The sequence below is a fragment of the Roseateles sp. genome, from assembly GCF_039929605.1.
GTDB lineage: Bacteria > Pseudomonadota > Gammaproteobacteria > Burkholderiales > Burkholderiaceae_C > Pelomonas.
This window is the reverse complement of the sequence record NZ_JBDSQX010000094.1, coordinates 1-16,123: the sequence shown is the minus strand read 5'-3', so window position 1 is coordinate 16,123 and position 16,123 is coordinate 1. Positions and strand designations below refer to the sequence as shown.

Sequence of the window (16,123 nt, the reverse complement as noted above, 5' to 3'; positions counted from 1 at the left end):
GTGCGGGATTCTCCTTAGATGCCCCAGGGCGGTCCAATGACTCCGCCGCGCGGATTGATACCATCCGCGCATGAATACGCCCTTGCAGCCTTTACGCCAGAGGCCCCTGTCCATCGGCCCGCTGCGCGCCTTCGAGGCCGTCGCCCGGCTGCTGTCCTTCCGCGCTGCGGCCGAGGAGCTGAGCCTGACGCAGTCCGCCATCAGCCGGCAGATCCAGTCGCTGGAAGAAGAAATCGGCTGCACCCTCTTCCTGCGCGGCACGCGCAAGGTGGAGCTGTCCAGCGAGGGCGCGGTGCTGCTGCCCACGGCGATTGCCGTGCTCTCCAAGCTGGACCAGACCGTGCGCCAGATGCGCCGCACGCGCGGCCGGCGCGTCGTCAACGTGACCACCTTCGCCTCCTTCGCGTCGCTGTGGCTCATCCCCCGGCTGTGCGATTTCCAGAAGCACCACCCGGACATTGACATCCGCGTGTCGGCCGCCGATGGCCTGGCCGACATGGAGGACGGCGAGCACGACCTGGCGCTGCGCTACATCGCCGGCGCGGGCGTCAAGGCTGCGGGCGAGTTGATGTTCGAGGAGACGGTGTCGCCCGTGGTCAGCCCCTGGTACGCCGAGGCCACGCGCAGCGGCCGGCTGCCCGTGCTCCGCCGCCCGGGCGACCTGGCGGCCCACGCGCTGACCGAGGAAGACGACGCGCGGCCCAGCGCCGAGTTCCTGTCCTGGCGGCACTGGCTGACCCGCCAGCACGAGCACGACCTGCAGCCGCTGCGCTGGATGTATTTCAACTTCACCTACCAGCAGATCCAGGCTGCATTGGCCGGCCAGGGCGTGGCGCTGGCGCGCTTGCCGCTGGTGCACGAACACCTGAAGCGCGCCGAACTGGTGGAACCCTTCGGCGCCGCCGGCCGGCTGACCAGCCCCTACGCCTACTGGCTCATGCCCGCCCCGGCTGCCACCTCGCGGCCCGAGGTGCAGCAGTTTGCGGACTGGGTGCGCGAGCAGGCGGCGATCACGCGGGATCAGCTCGCCAGCGTCTGACTTGCCATCACCTGCGCCAGCCCCTCCGCCAGCGCGGGTCGGGATTTCTCAGTCGGGCGCAATGAGTTCGCGCTCGGTCAGGATCAGCGTCAGCGCGCGGTCATGGGCCTCGACGGCGAAATGGGTCTCGGCCGCCGACCACGCCAGGCCGATGGCCGTGACGCCGGGGTGCGCGGCCAGCCAGCGATCGAAGTAGCCGCCGCCGTAGCCCAGCCGAAAGCCCTCGCGGGTGAAGCCGACGCAGGGCACGAGGACGACATCGGGCACCACGACGGCGCCGGTGCTGGTGGCGATGCCGCATTCGTCCTGGGCCGTGGGCTCGGCGCCGTCCCAGCGGCGAAACACCATCTCGGCCGGCTCGCGACGGGCGAAGGGCAGCGCGCGTGGGAAGGGCCAGTCGCCGGGGTCGAACTCGCCGGCCAGCGGCCAGTAGACGCCCAGCAGCTCAGGCTCCAGCTGTTCCAGCAGGCTGCTCAGCGACTGGCGCACCGCGTGCCCGGCCGCCTGGAAGGCCGGCGTCGCGGCAAAGGTGCGGCGCTCGGCCAGCAGGCTGCGGCGCAGGTCGGAGCGGTCGTGGGGAGCAGCAGCGGTCATGGGCGTGCGTCGGTGGAGTCGGCGCCCATTGGAACCATGAGAGAAATCCCAAAAAGACGACGCCCCCGACAGCGCAAGGCCATCGGGGGCGTTCGGGGCGGTGCGCTTCAGCGGCGACGCCGCAGCGCGGACAGGCCAGCCAACCCGGCAAAGCCGCCCAGCATCAGCGCCCAACTCGCGGGCTCGGGCACCGGTACGGCGGTGACGTTGGCGAGAACGAGACCGTGATCCTGATAGTTGAAATCGGCGCCGGTGCCGGGCAGGTCCTCGAAGGCGATGAGCAGGCCGCCCGGCAGCGTGGCGTCGCCCGCGTAGGAAGACACCCAGACGTGGTTGACGTTGGCGCCGTTGACTCCGTCGTGGTTCAGGCTCGCGTCGCTGTAGTAGCGCGCCGGGGCTGCGGCCACGTCGAGGAAGAACACCAGCTTGTCGCCCGCCAGCGCATTGCCGAGCACCAGGCTTTCGCCATAGGCGCTGCCGTGATTGCTCAGGCCGATCGGGCCGTCGACGCCGTTGATGCTCAGGCCCACCAGCGCGGTGAAGCCGCCGGACCAGCCGGTGTAGTAGCCCGTTACCGGGCCGTCGGCGATGGCTACGAAGCTCACCGTGATCGGCGCCTGGCCCGACCCGCCCGAATCACCGTAAGTTGCCGGGACGGCCCAGGCGCTCAGGCTGAGCAGCGCGGCGGCCGCAGCCAGCATGGTGTGTTGAACAATCTTCTTCACGGCTTGTCTCCTCTTCGGGTTGAAAGGCCAGGATAGAGAATGGATAGCGCTATCACCAGCCCTAAGACAAGGCGAACACCCCAAACAGGTGGAGTGGGCCGGCACTGGGTTAAATTGCCTCGCTTGGGCGGGCGTGGTCATGAATCAAATGGGTGAGCGGTTTTTTAGAGCGGTCCTGGGGCTGCTGATGGCCATCGCGTTGGGGGCTCCCGTGATCGCGGCGGCAGCGACAGCGATGGACAACGACCTCGCCGTGCAGGCCCGCGAGGCCTGGGTCAAGCGCGACCGCAAGCGCCTGTCCAGCCTTGTCGACGCGGCCCGCGCGCAAAGCCACCCGCTAGCCGGCTGGGTCGAGTATTTCGACCTGAACGCCCGCCTGGCCGAGGTGCGGCAGCCGGAGATGGACGCCTTCTATGCGCGCTTCCCCGGCAGCTACGTGGAAGACCGGCTGCGCAACGACTGGCTGCTGGAGCTGGGCCGCCGCCGCGACTGGGCCAACTTCCGCCGTGACCACGCCAGCTACCTGATGCGCGACGACCGCGAGGTCGCCTGCTACGCGCTGCTGGCCGACCATCTGGCCGGCAGCAAGATCAATGCGGATGCGGCCCTCGCCGCGTGGATGGCGCAGAAGGACGGCGACGACGGCTGCAACCTGCTGGCCAGCACCTTCGTCGATGCCGGCCTCTTCAAGCCCGACACGCTGTGGGCCAAGGCCCGCCAGGCCATCGAACAGAGCAAGCCGCGCGCCGCGAAGCAAGCCGTGGCGCTGCTTGCAGCCAAGCCGCTGGACCAGAAGCTCGCCGAGCTGCAGGACAACGCCGGTCGCTACCTGACGCGCAAGGCCCGCACCGCGCCGCGTGCCGAGGCGGAGCTGACGGCCCTGGCCCTGGCCCGCGTTGCCGCCTCCGACCCGGACCAGGCCGGCGACGTGCTGCAGGACAAGTGGAGCAAGCTGCCCAAGGACCTACAGGCCTGGTTGTGGGCGCAGATCGGCCGCCAGTCCGCGCTGCGGCTGCAGGACGACGCGCTGCGCGCCTTCGAGCGCGGCTACAAGCTCGCGCCCGATGCCCCGCTGAGCGACGACACGCTCGCCTGGGCCGCGCGCGCCGCACTGCGCGCCAAGGTGCCGGCCGTGGCCCTGCGCGCCATCGAGCAAATGAGCACGGCCGAGCAACGCGACCCGGCCTGGGTCTACTGGCGGGCGCGCGCCACGCGCATGCAGGGCGATGCCGCAGCGGCGCGCGCCCAACTCGCCGCACTGGCGACGACGCCGCTGAACTACTTCGGCCGCCTGGCCGCCGAGGACCTGGCTTTGCCGACGCCACTGCCGCAGGTGCCCGCGCCGCTGACGGCCGACGAACGCCGCGCCGCGCGCAGCCACGCCGGCCTGACGCGGGCGCTTCAGCTCATCGACCTCGGCATGCGCAGCGAAGGCGTTCGCGAGTGGAACTTCTCGCTGCGCGGCATGGGCGACCGCGCGCTGCTCGCCGCCGCGCAGGAGGCCTGCGACCGCGAGGTGTGGGACCGCTGCATCAACACCAGCGAGCGCACCAAGGCCGAGATCGACATCGCCCAGCGCTACCCCCTGCCGCACCGTGCCGAGCTGGTGCGCGAGGCGCGGGCCGCTGGGCTGGACGCGGCCTATGTCTACGGCCTGATCCGCCAGGAATCGCGCTTCGTGCTGGACGCGCGCTCCAATGTCGGCGCGGCCGGGCTGATGCAGGTGATGCCGGCCACGGCCAAGTGGACGGCCAAGAAGGCCGGGCTGAACTACAGCCCCGACCTGATGCACGACCGCGACTTCAATCTGCGCATCGGCACCCATTACCTGAAGCTGGTGCTGGAGCGTTTCGACGGTGCCCAAGCGCTGGCCGCCGCCGCCTACAACGCCGGCCCCGGGCGGCCCGCGCGCTGGCGTGACGGCCCGGTCATTGACGCGGCCATCTGGGCCGAGAACATCCCCTTCCACGAGACGCGCGACTACGTCCGCAAGGTGCTGCTCGGCGGCGCCGTCTACGCGCAGGTGCTGGGCCTGCCCGCCACCCGGCTGCGCGAGCGCCTGGGCACCAGCGTCGGCCCGGCAGGTGCGCGCGCGGCGGATGTCAGCGACGTGCCGCCGGCCGCCGTGGGAGGGTCCTGATCATGGCCTTGTCGGTACTCATCCTCGGCGGCAGCGGCTTTGTCGGCCGCGCGCTGTGCGAGCAGCTGACGCGCCGCCTGGGCGCCGGCGCGCGCATCACTGTGCCGACGCGGCGGCTACCGCATGCGCAGGCCGTGCAGAGCTTGCCCGGCGTCACCGTGCTGCAGGCCGATGTCTTTCGCGACCTGCCGGCGCTGGTACAAGGCCACGATGCTGTCGTCAACCTCGTCGCCATCCTGCAGGGCAGCGCGGCAGCCTTTGAGCATGCGCATGTGGAGCTGCCCCGGCGTATCGCGGCGGCGATGAATGCAGCCGGCGTGCGCCGCCTCGTGCACGTCAGCGCGCTGGGCGTTGCTGAGCATGCACCGTCGCGTTATCTGCGCAGCAAGGCGGCCGGCGAGGCGGTGCTGCAGGTCGCCACGCAGACCGGCGCGCTGGACCTGACGCTGCTGCGACCGTCGCTGGTGTTTGGCGAGGGTGACAGGAGCGTCAACCTGTTTGCGCGGCTGCAGCGGCTGTTCCCGCTGATGCCCTTGGGTGGCGCTGACGCGCGCCTGCAACCCGTCTGGGTGCAAGACCTGGCACAGGCACTGGTGGAGGTGCTGCTGCGCCGCGAGGCCATAGCCCAGACCTACGAGATTGCCGGCCCGCGCGAGCTGACGTTGGGCGAGCTGGTGCGGCTGGCGGGCCGCATGTCGGAGCACGAGCGGGCTGTGCTGCCGCTGCCCGGCCCGCTGGCGACGCTGCAGGCCCTGGCCATGGAGTGTTTGCCGGGTGAGCCGCTGCTGTCGCGCGACAACCTCGCCTCGCTGAGCGTGCCCAACGTACCGACCGGCGGCCTGCCCGGCTTGGCCGAACTGGGCATCGCGGCAGCCTCGCTGGAGGCGGTGCTGCCGGGCTATCTGTCGCCCGGCAACGGCATTGCGCGGCTGGACGCCTGGCGCGCCAGACATTAATCCGTTGCGGATTGCTCATCGCCGAGATGACTCGGCGCGCCTAAGCTGGCCGGCCCCTTCGGACGGTCCCATGAAGCTCTACATCGGCAACAAGAACTACTCATCCTGGTCCATGCGCAGCGGCGTGCTGCTGGCGGCCTTCGGCATTCCCTTTGAAGAGGTCAAGCTGCGCTTCGACTTCAGCGCGGGCTCGGAGTGGACCCGCGTCATCGCCGGCATCACGCCGACCAAGCGCGTGCCCGTGATCGTCGAGGCCGATGGCTTCACCGTGTGGGACACGCTGGCCATCACCGAGTACGTGGCCGACCGCCACCCCGACCACGCCATCTGGCCGCGCGCCGCGAAGGCCCGGGCGCGGGCGCGCAGCCTGTGCGCCGAGATGCACGCCGGCTTTGGGCGGCTGCGCAATGTCTGCCCGATGAACATCGAGGCCTTCTTCCCCGAGATCGGCGCCAAGTTTTGGGCCGAGGACGAGGCCTTGCGCGCCGACGTGGCGCGGCTGGAGGCGGCCTGGAGCGAGTCGCTTGCAGCCAGCGGCGGACCTTTCCTGTTTGGCGAGTTCAGCGCGGCCGATGCCTATTTCTCGCCCGTGGCGGTGCGGCTGAGTCGCTTCGGTTTGCCGGTGTCAGATGCTGCTGCGGCGTATCGCGATGCGCTGCTGGCGCACCCGGCGGTGGAGGACTGGATTGCCGAGGCGCTGCGGGAGCGGGACTTCGTGCCGGAGGATGAGCCGTATCGGACGGAGCGCTGAGCGTGTTGGAGTTGCGGCAGAGTTGTGAGCACTGTGCGGTGGTGCTGCCGCCGGAGTCGGTAGAGGCTCGCATCTGCAGCTTTGAGTGCACGTTCTGTGCGGGCTGCGTGGACGGTGTGCTGGCGAACGTCTGTCCCAATTGCGGCGGCGGGTTTGTGCCGCGGCCGGTGAGGCCGGCGAAGAACTGGCAAGGCGACAACCACCTGGGCACCTACCCGGCGCGCACCGAACCCAAGCACCGGCCCGTGGACCTGGCCGCACACGCACGCCTCGTCCAGGCCCTGAACGACCTGCCGCCCCAACTGCGCTGATCCCCATGACCACTCTTCACGGCTTCTCCCAATCCGGCAACACCTACAAGGTCGCGCTGATGCTGCAGGCGTTGCAGCTGCCCTGGACCGCCCGGCACGTGCCGCTGGCCGAGTTCGCGACCGGCCTGACGCGCTCCGATCCCTGGCGGCAGGCCGAGAACGAGATGGGCGAGGTGCCCATCCTGGAGTTGGACGGCAAGCGCCTCACACAGTCGGCCGCCATCCTGTTGCACCTGGCCCAGCGCCATGGCCAGTACGGCGGTGCGGATGACGACGAGCGCCAGGATGTGCTGCGCTGGCTGTTCTTCGACAACCACAAGTTCACCAGCTACTTCGCGACCTACCGCTTCATGAAGTCGTTCGCGGGCACGCCACCCGACCCCACGCTGATGGCCTGGTTCAAGGGCCGCATCGACAACGCCTTCGGCATCGTCGAGAAGCATCTCACCGGCCGGCAGTTCATCGTCGGCGATGCGCCCACCATCGCCGACATCTCGCTGGCGGGCTACCAGTTCTTCCCGGTCGAGGAAAGCGGCATAGCCGTCGCCGCGCAGTACCCGGCCATCGCCGCATGGCGTGATCGGCTGAAAACCGCACTGCCCGGCTGGAAGCCGCCCTACGAGTTGCTGCCGGGGGAGCAGGTGGCGCCGCGCTGGTGAATCTGAGCCGGCATGGCGGCCGATACTCGCGCCATGCCCTCCTTCGCACTGACCGCACGCCCTGACTGGCTGGCCCCGGTGGCCTGCACGGCACTGCTGGCGCTGACCTTTGCCGCACCGGCCGCGCCGGGGGATTGCGGCGAAGTGACCATCAAGTCCATTCAAGTGCCGACCAGGCGCCCGGAATCCTGCATCGCCGTGCAACTGCAGCACGCCACCGTCGTGCTGGACAAGGCGCTGGCGGACGCCCATGCCAAAGGCCTCGTGGCGTCTCATCCGGGCGACGACCACCACTCGAGGTGGACGATCAAACAAGCCCGCGATCTGCTTCAGATGGTGACGCCGCGCGGAACACTGGATTCGTGTGCCACCGTGGATGGCCGGGGTCGACGGGGCGATTGGGAGTCCTACGTCGCGCTGCAGATCGACGAAGGCCATGCCGTCGTCCATCCCACCGGCGCGGATGCTCCCGTCAACGTCGTCGCGGTCCGCGAACGGTCCATGGGCTGTTCGACCAGCCTCGGCGGCACCTCCTCCCGCTTCTATGGCATCCCGGGTGGCCGCTGGTTTCTCCTTTTTCTGACAGGCATTTCCTGAGACGCGAGTCGGCATCGCACCATGTCTTCTTCCTTCCAAACCTACCTCGTCGGCGGCGCCGTCCGCGACCGCCTGCTCGGCCTGCCCGTGCAGGACCGCGACTGGGTCGTCGTTGGCGCATCCCCGCAAGACCTGCTGAACGCCAGCTACCTGCCCGTCGGCAAGGACTTCCCCGTCTTCCTGCACCCCAAGACGCATGAAGAAGTGGCCCTCGCCCGCACCGAACGCAAGACGGCCGCCGGCTATCACGGCTTTGCCGTCCACGCGGCGCCCGACGTGACGCTGGAGCAAGACCTGGCCCGCCGCGACCTGACCATCAACGCGATGGCCCAGGACGACCAAGGCAAGGTCATCGACCCCTACAACGGCCAGCACGACATCCAGCAGAAAACACTGCGCCACGTCTCCCCCGCCTTCGCCGAAGACCCGGTGCGCATCCTGCGCCTGGCCCGCTTCGCCGCGCGCTTTGCGGACTTCACCGTCGCGCCCGAAACCGTCGAGCTGATGCGCAGCATGGTGGCCGCCGGCGAGGTGGACGCGCTCGTGGCCGAGCGCGTCTGGCAGGAACTGGCGCGCGGGCTGATGGAGAAGAAGCCCTCACGCATGCTGCAGGTGCTGCGCGAAGCCGGCGCGCTGCAGAAGCTCTTGCCAGAAGTCGAGGCCCTCTTCGGCGTGCCCCAGCCCGAGGCTCACCACCCCGAGATCGACACCGGCATCCACCTGTTGATGGTGCTGGACCAGTGCGCCCTGCAGGGCGCGCCGTTGACCGTGCGCTACGCCTGCCTCTGCCACGACCTAGGCAAGGGCACGACGCGCAAGGAAGAGCTGCCGCGCCACATCGCCCACGAGGTGCGCAGCGAGAAGCTGGCGCGCGGTGTGAGCGAGCGCTGGAAGGTACCTACCGACTGCCGCGAGCTGGCCGAGCTCGTTGCGCGCGAGCACACCCATGTGCACCAGAGCAGCGGCTTCAGTGCCGAGGCGCGGCTGCGCCTGCTGGAGCGCTGCGACGCCTGGCGCCGGCCCGACCGCTTTGCCGAACTGCTGTGGGCCTGCGAATGCGACGCGCGCGGCCGCCTGGGGCTGGAGGACCGCGACTACCCGCAGCGCGAACGCCTGGCCGCCGACCTGGCCGCGACACAGCGGGTGGACCTGGCCGCTGCGTCCGCAGAGGCCGTGGCGCGCGGCGCCAAGGGGCCGGCCATCGGCGCGGCCGTCAAGGCGGCGCGGCTGCGGGCTTTGCTTAGCTTCACCGACCAGGCCTGATGCAAGTCGCTACAGTCGGCAGCTTTGCCGGCAGACAGCCGGCAGCAAGCTAAGCGATCGAGGCCGGCATGAGGTTTGTGATGAATGGGCAGGCGGCATGGGTGCTGTCGTTGAGCGCTCTGATGGGGCTGATTGGTCTGGTGGGCTGCGGCCAAGGCAGCAGCGCCCCCGCACCAGCCGCCCCGCCGCCGCCCGAAGTGGGCGTTATCACCGCCACGCCTGGCCGCGCCGACCTGACGACCGAACTGCCCGGTCGGCTGGAAGCCTTCCGCGTGGCCCAGGTGCGCGCACGCGCCGCCGGCATCCTGCAGAAGCGCCTCTTCACCGAGGGCTCGGACGTGAAGGCCGGCCAGCCGCTGTTCGAGATCGACGCCGCGCCCTACCGCGCCACGCTCGCCAGCGCCCAGGCCCAGCTGGCGCGCGCCGAAGCCAACCTGATGCAGGCCCAATCGCTGGCCGACCGCTACGCCCCGCTGGCCAAGAGCCAGGCCGTCAGCCAGCAGGAAGCCCTGGCCGCCCAGGCCTCGGCCAAGCAGGCCGCAGCTGACGTAGCCGCCGGCAAGGCGGCCGTGCAGACGGCGCAGATCAACTTCGGCTATGCCACGGTCACGTCGCCCATCTCGGGCCGCATCGGTCGCGCGTTGGTCACCGAAGGTGCGCTGGTGGGCCAGGGCGAAGCCACGCCGCTGGCCGTCGTACAGCAGATCGACAAGCTGTTCGTGAACTTCACGCAGCCCGCCAACGAAGTCATGAAGCTGCGCGCGGCGCTGGCGGGCGGCCAGCTGCAACGTGCGGCGGGCAAGGAGGCCGCGCAGGTGCAGGTGATGCTGGAGGACGGCAGCGTCTATCCGCAGCCGGGCAAGCTGCTGTTCTCCGACCTCAGCGTGGACGCCAGCACCGGCCAGATCACGCTGCGCGCCGAGTTGCCCAACCCGCAGGGCACGCTGCTGCCCGGCCTGTACGTGCGCGTGCGCCTGGCCCAGGCCGAGGTGACCGACGGCATCTGGCTGCCGCAGCAGGCGGTGAGCCGTGGCGCGCAGGGCGACACGGTGCTCGTCGTGGGTGAGGACGGCAGCGTCACCGCGCGGCCGGTCAAGCTCGGCCCGCCGCGCACCGGCCAGTCGCTGGTGCTGTCGGGCTTGAAGGCCGGTGAGAAGGTCATCGTCGACGGCCTGCAGAAGGCGCGTGCCGGCGGCAAGGCCAGGCCGGTGCCGTGGACGCCGCCCGGTGCTGCTCCTTCGGCACCCGCACCCGCGTCAGCGTCAGCGGCATCGAAGGCCTGACCCCACATGGCGCAGTTCTTCATCAACCGGCCCATCTTCGCGTGGGTCATCGCCTTGTTCATCCTCGTCATCGGCGGTGTCGCGGTCACACAGCTGCCGATCGCGCAATACCCGCCGGTGGCGCCGCCCGCCATCGCGCTGTCGGTCACCTATCCGGGCGCCTCGGCGCAGACGCTGGAAGACGCCGTCATCAGCATCATCGAGCGCGAGATGAATGGCTCGCCCGGCCTCATCTACATGGAGGCCGTGGCCCAAGCCGACGGCAGCGGCTCGCTGACGCTGAACTTCGAGCCCGGCACCAACCCCGACCTGGCCCAGGTGGACGTGCAAAACCGCCTGGCCCGCGCCACGCCGCGGCTGCCGGCCAGCGTCATCCAGCAGGGTGTGCGGGTCGACAAGGCCAACCCCAACTTCCTGCTCTTCACCATCCTGTCCAGCGACAACCCGGCGTTCGACCCCGTGGCGTTGGGTGATTACGCCTCGCGCACCGTGCTGCCCGAACTACAGCGCGTGCCCGGCGTGGGCCAGGCCAGCCTGTTCGGCACCGAGCGCGGCATGCGCATCTGGCTGGACCCGACCAAGCTGCTCGGCTACCGCCTCTCGCCGGCTGACGTGAATGACGCCATCCGCGCGCAGAACGCGCAGGTCGACTCCGGCACCATCGGCGACCAGCCGAGCCTGCCCGGCCAGACGCTGTTCGCCACCGTCGTCGTGCGCGGCCAGCTCACCACCGCCGAGCAGTTCGGCAACATCGTGTTGCGCGCCAGCCCCGATGGCGCCACCGTGCGGCTCAAGGATGTCGCCCGCGTCGAGCTGGGTGCGCAGAGCTACGGCGGCCGCTCCACGCGGCTGAACGGCCAGCCCTCGGTGGGCATCGGCGTGCAACTGTCGCCGACGGCCAATGCGCTGCAGACGGCCGACCTCGTCAAGAAGCGCCTGAAGGAATTGCAGCCCTACTTCCCAGCCGGCGTGAAGGCCACCATTCCGTTCGACAGCTCGCTGTTCATCGACATCTCGATCCGGCAGGTCGTCGAGACGCTGATCGAGGCCGTGGTGCTGGTGTTCCTGGTGATGTTCCTGTTCCTGCAGAACATCCGCTACACCATCATCCCGACGCTGGTGGTGCCCATCGCGTTGCTCGGCAGCTTCGCCGCGTTGCTCGCGCTGGGCTTCTCCATCAACGTGCTGACGATGTTCGGCATGGTGCTGGTGATCGGCATCGTGGTGGACGATGCCATCGTCGTCGTCGAGAACGTCGAGCGCATCATGAGCCAGGAGGGGCTGTCGCCGCTCAAGGCCACGCGCAAGGCGATGAGCCAGATCTCCGGCGCCATCATCGGCGTCACGGTCGTGCTGCTGTCGGTGTTCGTGCCGCTGGCCTTCTTCAGCGGCGCCATCGGCAACATCTATCGCCAGTTCGCCGCCGTGATGGTCAGCTCCATTGCGTTCTCGGCCTTCATGGCGCTGTCGCTGACGCCGGCGCTGTGCGCCACGCTGCTCAAGCCCGTCGAGGCCGGCCACTACCTGGAGAAGAAAGGCTTCTTCGGCTGGTTCAACCGCAGCTTCTCGACGGTCAACAAGCGCTACGAGAACGGCGTGACGCGCATGCTGAAGAAGGCCCCGCGCTGGCTCATCCTGTACGCCGCCGTCATCGCGGTGGCGGTGCTGATGTTCCAGAAGCTGCCCACCTCCTTCGTGCCGAATGAAGACCAGGGCAGCATCCTCGTCAACGTGCAGTTGCCGCCCGGCGCCACGCAGGAGCGCACGCTGGCCGTCATGAAGCAGGCCGAGGCCTACATGCTCGCGCAGCCCGAGGTGGAGAGCATGGTCAGCATCCTCGGCTTCAGTTTCGCGGGCGCGGGCCAGAACGCGGGCCTGGGCTTCATCACGCTCAAGCCTTGGGGCGAACGCCACGGCGCCGACCACTCCGCGCAAGCGCTGGTGGCGCGCTCGTTCGGCGCGTTGAGCAAGATCCGCGATGCGGTCATCTTCCCGGTCAGCCCGCCGCCCATCCGCGACCTGGGGCGCGCCAACGGCTTTGCGCTGCGCCTGCAGGACCGCAGCGGCCACAGCCGCGCCGAGTTGCTAGCAGCGCGCAACCAGCTGCTCGCGGCCACCGCCAAGAGCCCGCTGCTGGCGGCCGTGCGGCCCGACGGCCTGGAAGACGCCGCACAGCTCGAACTCAGCATCGACCGCGAACGCGCGCTGGCGCTGGGCGTGCCCATCGCCGCCATCAACGCGGTGCTGGGCACCTCGCTGGGCTCCAGCTATGTGAACGACTTCCCCAACGCCGGCCGGCTGCAGCGTGTCGTCGTGCAGGCCGAGGCGCAGGCGCGCATGACACCGGAGGACCTGCTCAAGCTGAACGTGATGAACGGCAGCGGCCAGCCCGTGCCGCTGGCGGCCTTTGCCAGCAGCAAGTGGATCAGCGGCGCGATGCAGACCGTGCGCTACAACGGCTACCCGACGATGCGCATTGCCGGTGAGCCGGCCAAGGGCGTGTCCACGGGTGCGGCCATTGTCGAGATGGAGCGCCTGGCGGCCGAGCTGCCGGCCGGCTTCGGCTACGAATGGACCGGCCAGACGCGCGAGGAGAAGCTGTCCGGCTCCACCGCGATGATCCTGTTCGCGTTCTCGCTGCTGGCGGTGTTCCTGTGCCTGGCGGCGCTGTACGAGAGCTGGTCCATCCCGGCGGCCGTGCTGCTCGTCGTGCCGCTGGGGGTGCTCGGCGTCGTGCTTGCCGCCACCTTCCGCGGGTTGGAGAACGACGTTTATTTCAAGGTCGGCATGATCACCATCATCGGCCTGGCGGCCAAGAACGCGGTGCTCATCATCGAGTTCGCCAAGGACCTGCAGTCGCACGGCCGCAGCGCCGCAGACGCCGTCATCGAGGCGGCGCATCTGCGCTTTCGGCCCATCCTGATGACGTCGCTCGCCTTCATCCTGGGCGTCATGCCCCTGGTGCTGGCCAGCGGCGCCGGCTCGGCCAGCCAGCGTGCCATCGGCACCGGCGTCATGGGCGGCATGATCACCGCGACGGGGTTCGCCGTGTTCTTCGTGCCGGTGTTCTTCGTGCTGGTACGCCGGTTCTTCCCGGCCAGCGAACGCCAACGCCGCCGCGACGCCCACGAGAACGAAGAGACGCGGGAGGACCTGGTATGAACCCCGCGCTGACCGCCATCGCTGTGGCTGCGGCCGCCCTGCTGGCCGCCTGCGCCGGCCCCGAGCCCAAGCGCCCCACCGCGCCCGAAGCGGCGCAAGCCGCGTTGCCGGCCGCAGCCTTCCCCAGCGCCGGCGGCACCGGCACTGTGGCGGCCGAGCTGCCCTGGGCCCAGGCTTTCCAGGGCGCGCGCTTGCAGCAACTGATCCCGCTGGCCCTGGCCAACAACCGCGATCTGCGCATCGCCGCCGCCAACATCGACAGCGTCCGCGCCACCGCCGCTGCGCGCGACGCCGACCTCTGGCCCACCGTCAACGCCGGCCTCACCGGCTCGCGCGTGCCCAACGCCAGCGGCGGCATCACCAGCAACTACCAAGCGGGCCTGCAGGTCACCGCCTATGAGCTGGACCTGTTCGGCCGCCTGCGCAGCCTGGACGCCGCCGCGCAAGCGCAGTTGCTGGGCGCCGAGGCCAACAGCCAAGCCGTGCGCAACGCGCTGATCGCGGCCATCGCGACGACCGAGGTCGCGCTGCAGGCCGACGAGGCGCTGCTGAAGATCACGCGCGACACGCTGGTCAGCCGCGAGCAATCGCTGTCGCTGATCCGCCAACGTTTCGAGGGCGGCATCACCGGCGAGCTGGACCTGCGCGCGGGGGAGTCCGCGCTGCAGTCGGCGCGCGTGGCGCTGGCGCAAACGCGGCGCCAACGCGCCCTCGACGAGAACGCGCTCGTGCTGCTGCTCGGCTCCGCCTTGCCCGCCGGCCTGCCCGCGCCCACCGGCGCGCTGGCCGACTTCGAACCCCTGGCCGAGCTGCCGGCCGGCGTGCCCAGCGACGTGCTGACACGCCGCCCCGACATCCGCCAGGCCGAAGCGCAACTCGCCGCCGCCGACGCGAACATCGGCGCCGCCCGCGCGGCGTTCTTCCCGCGCATCACGCTGACCGGCAGTTTCGGCACGACCAGCAGCCAGCTCGATGGCTTGTTCAAGAACACGGCCTGGAGCTTTGCGCCGTCGCTGCTGCAGCCGCTGTTCGACGCCGGCCGCAACCGCGCCAACCTCAATCAGGCGCGCGCGTCCCGGGACGCGGCGACGGCCCAGTACGAGAAGGCGGTCCAGAGCGCGTTCCGTGATGTCGCCGACGCACTGGCCGGCCGCGCGACATTGGCCGAGCAGCGCGCCGCGCAGTCCGCGCTGGTGGACGCCGAGGCGCGCCGCCTGGCGTTGTCCGAAGAGCGCTACCGCGCTGGCATCGCCAGCTCGCTGGACGTGCTGGATGCGCAGCGCTCCCTCTTCACGGCCCAGCAGGCGCTGGTGCAGGTGCAGAGCCTGCGCGCGCAGAACCTGGTGGCTGTTTACCGCGTGCTGGGCGGCGGAGGCTGACCATGGGCCGCGCCGGGCCGAGAAGAGCGGCGAGGCGCGCGCGGGCCTGCAGGAGTTGCAGTTGCAGGGCCGCAAGAAAAGCGTGCGCCGCAGCAAGCCCGCCACCTCGCGCGCGCTGGATTCGAGCCACCGCTTGACAACGTTGTCACTCGCCTGGCAACATGGCATGAAAGCGCTTTCAACTCCGCCCATCCCCGTCGCTTTTGATGCAAGGCCCACACCATGCGTTTCCTGACCGCCTCCCTGTTGCTCGCCACCAGCCTCGTCGCACCCCTGGCCGCGCAGGCCGCCCCGCCCGCCATCTATGACGAAGGCCCCGACGCCAAGGCCGCCATCCGCGCGACGCTGGCCGAGGCCGAGAAGGCCAAGCTGCCCGTGCTCGTCGTCTTCGGCGCCAACTGGTGCGGCGACTGCCGCATGCTGGACGCGACCTTCAAGACCGGCCCGAGCGCGCCACTGATCGCCAAGCACTTCAAGGTCGTCAAGGTCGACGTGGGCCGCTTCGACCACAACGTCGACATCGCCGAGGCCTACCGGGTGCCGTTGAAGAAGGGCATACCCGCCGTCGCCGTGCTGTCGCCGCAGGGCAAGCTGCTGTACGCGACCGAAGGCGGCGAGCTGGCCGACGCCCGCAAGATGGGCGACCAGGGCGTCTACGACTTCTTCACCCGCGTGGCCGCCACCGCCAGGTGATCGTTGCGTCCATTGCCAGCGCCAGCGTGGCGCTGCGCACGCAATTCTTCGTCATGGGCATGCTGTTCGCCACCTGGGGCGTGCACGTGCCCATCGTCAAGGCGCACTACGGCCTGGGCGAGCAGGCGCTGGCGCTGGCCATGCTGGCCAGCGGCGTCGGTGCGCTGGCGGCGCTGGCCTATGCCGGGCGCATCGTCGGCCGCTACGGGCCGCGCGCCGTCGCCACCGTCATGGGCTGCGTGAGCTGCGTGGCCATCGCCAGCCTGGAGTCGTCGGCGCACTACGCCGGGCTGCTCGCCGTGATGTTGGTGTTCGGCAGTTTCGGCAGCCTGTTCGACGTCTCGCTCAGCGCCGAGGCCAGCGAGATCGAACGGCTGGTTGCCAAGCCGTTGATGAGCGGCTTCCACGGCATGTTCAGCCTCGGCGGCATGGCCGGCGCCGGCCTGGGCAGCGCCGTGCCGGCCCTGGGCCTCACGCCGCAAGCGCACCTGCTGCTGGCCACGGGCCTGTGCGCCGTCGCCATCCTCATCGCCAGCCGCGCCATGCTGCCGCTGCCCGAGAAGCACGATGC

General features: G+C 70.0%; 15 protein-coding genes. 13 read left to right on the top strand and 2 right to left on the bottom strand.

All coding sequences use genetic code 11. The features are described from left to right. The first annotated feature begins 70 nt into the window (after nt 1–70). Entirely contained in the window at nt 71–1,039 is a 969-nt protein-coding gene (locus ABIS05_RS12840; protein WP_348010604.1) for a LysR family transcriptional regulator, read from the top strand. Nucleotides 1,040–1,087: 48 nt separating this feature from the next. Here the strand turns inward: ABIS05_RS12840 and ABIS05_RS12835 are convergent, their stop codons facing one another. Both ABIS05_RS12835 and ABIS05_RS12830 read right to left on the bottom strand, forming a co-directional pair. Next, nucleotides 1,088–1,633, bottom strand: coding sequence for a 5-formyltetrahydrofolate cyclo-ligase (locus ABIS05_RS12835; protein WP_348010603.1), 546 nt, complete (start codon nt 1,631–1,633; stop codon nt 1,088–1,090). 107 nt (nt 1,634–1,740) lie between these two features. After that, nucleotides 1,741–2,358: a PEPxxWA-CTERM sorting domain-containing protein gene (locus ABIS05_RS12830; protein WP_348010602.1), complete on the bottom strand. Its 618-nt coding sequence runs from the start codon at nt 2,356–2,358 to the stop codon at nt 1,741–1,743. Nucleotides 2,359–2,497: 139 nt separating this feature from the next. Between ABIS05_RS12830 and ABIS05_RS12825 the strand changes: the two genes are divergently transcribed. The 12 genes from ABIS05_RS12825 to ABIS05_RS12770 all read left to right on the top strand — a co-directional run. Next, nucleotides 2,498–4,498, top strand: a complete 2,001-nt coding sequence (locus ABIS05_RS12825; RefSeq protein WP_348063266.1) for a transglycosylase SLT domain-containing protein — start codon at nt 2,498–2,500, stop codon at nt 4,496–4,498. A 2-nt stretch (nt 4,499–4,500) separates the two neighbouring features. Further along, on the top strand, nt 4,501–5,454 hold the full coding sequence (locus tag ABIS05_RS12820) for a complex I NDUFA9 subunit family protein (protein ID WP_348010600.1): 954 nt from the start codon (nt 4,501–4,503) through the stop codon (nt 5,452–5,454). A 70-nt stretch (nt 5,455–5,524) separates the two neighbouring features. Then, nucleotides 5,525–6,205, top strand: coding sequence for a glutathione S-transferase (locus tag ABIS05_RS12815; protein WP_348010599.1), 681 nt, complete (start codon nt 5,525–5,527; stop codon nt 6,203–6,205). Between the two features lie 2 nt (nt 6,206–6,207). After that, the gene (locus tag ABIS05_RS12810; RefSeq protein WP_348010598.1) at nt 6,208–6,516 is read left to right on the top strand and encodes a DUF1272 domain-containing protein; all 309 of its coding nucleotides are present in this window, start codon (nt 6,208–6,210) and stop codon (nt 6,514–6,516) included. A 5-nt stretch (nt 6,517–6,521) separates the two neighbouring features. Further along, nucleotides 6,522–7,175, top strand: coding sequence for a glutathione S-transferase family protein (locus ABIS05_RS12805; protein WP_348010597.1), 654 nt, complete (start codon nt 6,522–6,524; stop codon nt 7,173–7,175). 33 nt (nt 7,176–7,208) lie between these two features. Beyond that, nucleotides 7,209–7,772: a hypothetical protein gene (locus ABIS05_RS12800; RefSeq protein ID WP_348010596.1), complete on the top strand. Its 564-nt coding sequence runs from the start codon at nt 7,209–7,211 to the stop codon at nt 7,770–7,772. Nucleotides 7,773–7,793: 21 nt separating this feature from the next. Continuing rightward, nucleotides 7,794–9,035 (top strand): multifunctional CCA addition/repair protein, encoded by a 1,242-nt coding sequence (locus ABIS05_RS12795; RefSeq protein WP_348010595.1) that lies wholly within the window; start codon nt 7,794–7,796, stop codon nt 9,033–9,035. 80 nt (nt 9,036–9,115) lie between these two features. Further along, a complete protein-coding gene (locus ABIS05_RS12790) occupies nt 9,116–10,318 on the top strand; it encodes an efflux RND transporter periplasmic adaptor subunit (RefSeq protein ID WP_407075010.1) in 1,203 nt (400 codons plus the stop codon). A 6-nt stretch (nt 10,319–10,324) separates the two neighbouring features. After that, entirely contained in the window at nt 10,325–13,480 is a 3,156-nt protein-coding gene (locus tag ABIS05_RS12785) for an efflux RND transporter permease subunit (protein WP_348010594.1), read from the top strand. Further along, nucleotides 13,477–14,859 carry an efflux transporter outer membrane subunit gene (locus ABIS05_RS12780; RefSeq protein ID WP_348010593.1) on the top strand — a complete coding sequence of 461 codons (1,383 nt, stop codon included), beginning with the start codon at nt 13,477–13,479 and terminating at the stop codon, nt 14,857–14,859. Before ABIS05_RS12785 ends, ABIS05_RS12780 begins: the two co-directional genes overlap by 4 nt. Before the next feature lie 222 nt (nt 14,860–15,081). Continuing rightward, nucleotides 15,082–15,552 carry a thioredoxin family protein gene (locus tag ABIS05_RS12775; protein ID WP_348010592.1) on the top strand — a complete coding sequence of 157 codons (471 nt, stop codon included), beginning with the start codon at nt 15,082–15,084 and terminating at the stop codon, nt 15,550–15,552. Beyond that, nucleotides 15,549–16,123, top strand: a 575-nt coding sequence (locus ABIS05_RS12770; RefSeq protein ID WP_348010591.1) for an MFS transporter, incomplete at its 3' end; no start/stop codon positions are given. The genes ABIS05_RS12775 and ABIS05_RS12770, both read left to right, overlap by 4 nt.

What these genes read in the sequence shown, in the direction of transcription:
- ABIS05_RS12840 (WP_348010604.1), top strand. Translation starts at nt 71, where the DNA reads ATGAATACGCCCTTGCAGCCTTTACGCCAGAGGCCCCTGTCCATCGGC.
- ABIS05_RS12835 (WP_348010603.1), bottom strand. Translation starts at nt 1,633, where the DNA reads ATGACCGCTGCTGCTCCCCACGACCGCTCCGACCTGCGCCGCAGCCTG.
- ABIS05_RS12825 (WP_348063266.1), top strand. Translation starts at nt 2,498, where the DNA reads ATGAATCAAATGGGTGAGCGGTTTTTTAGAGCGGTCCTGGGGCTGCTG.
- ABIS05_RS12820 (WP_348010600.1), top strand. Translation starts at nt 4,501, where the DNA reads ATGGCCTTGTCGGTACTCATCCTCGGCGGCAGCGGCTTTGTCGGCCGC.
- ABIS05_RS12815 (WP_348010599.1), top strand. Translation starts at nt 5,525, where the DNA reads ATGAAGCTCTACATCGGCAACAAGAACTACTCATCCTGGTCCATGCGC.
- ABIS05_RS12805 (WP_348010597.1), top strand. Translation starts at nt 6,522, where the DNA reads ATGACCACTCTTCACGGCTTCTCCCAATCCGGCAACACCTACAAGGTC.
- ABIS05_RS12800 (WP_348010596.1), top strand. Translation starts at nt 7,209, where the DNA reads ATGCCCTCCTTCGCACTGACCGCACGCCCTGACTGGCTGGCCCCGGTG.
- ABIS05_RS12795 (WP_348010595.1), top strand. Translation starts at nt 7,794, where the DNA reads ATGTCTTCTTCCTTCCAAACCTACCTCGTCGGCGGCGCCGTCCGCGAC.
- ABIS05_RS12790 (WP_407075010.1), top strand. Translation starts at nt 9,116, where the DNA reads ATGAATGGGCAGGCGGCATGGGTGCTGTCGTTGAGCGCTCTGATGGGG.
- ABIS05_RS12785 (WP_348010594.1), top strand. Translation starts at nt 10,325, where the DNA reads ATGGCGCAGTTCTTCATCAACCGGCCCATCTTCGCGTGGGTCATCGCC.
- ABIS05_RS12780 (WP_348010593.1), top strand. Translation starts at nt 13,477, where the DNA reads ATGAACCCCGCGCTGACCGCCATCGCTGTGGCTGCGGCCGCCCTGCTG.
- ABIS05_RS12775 (WP_348010592.1), top strand. Translation starts at nt 15,082, where the DNA reads ATGCGTTTCCTGACCGCCTCCCTGTTGCTCGCCACCAGCCTCGTCGCA.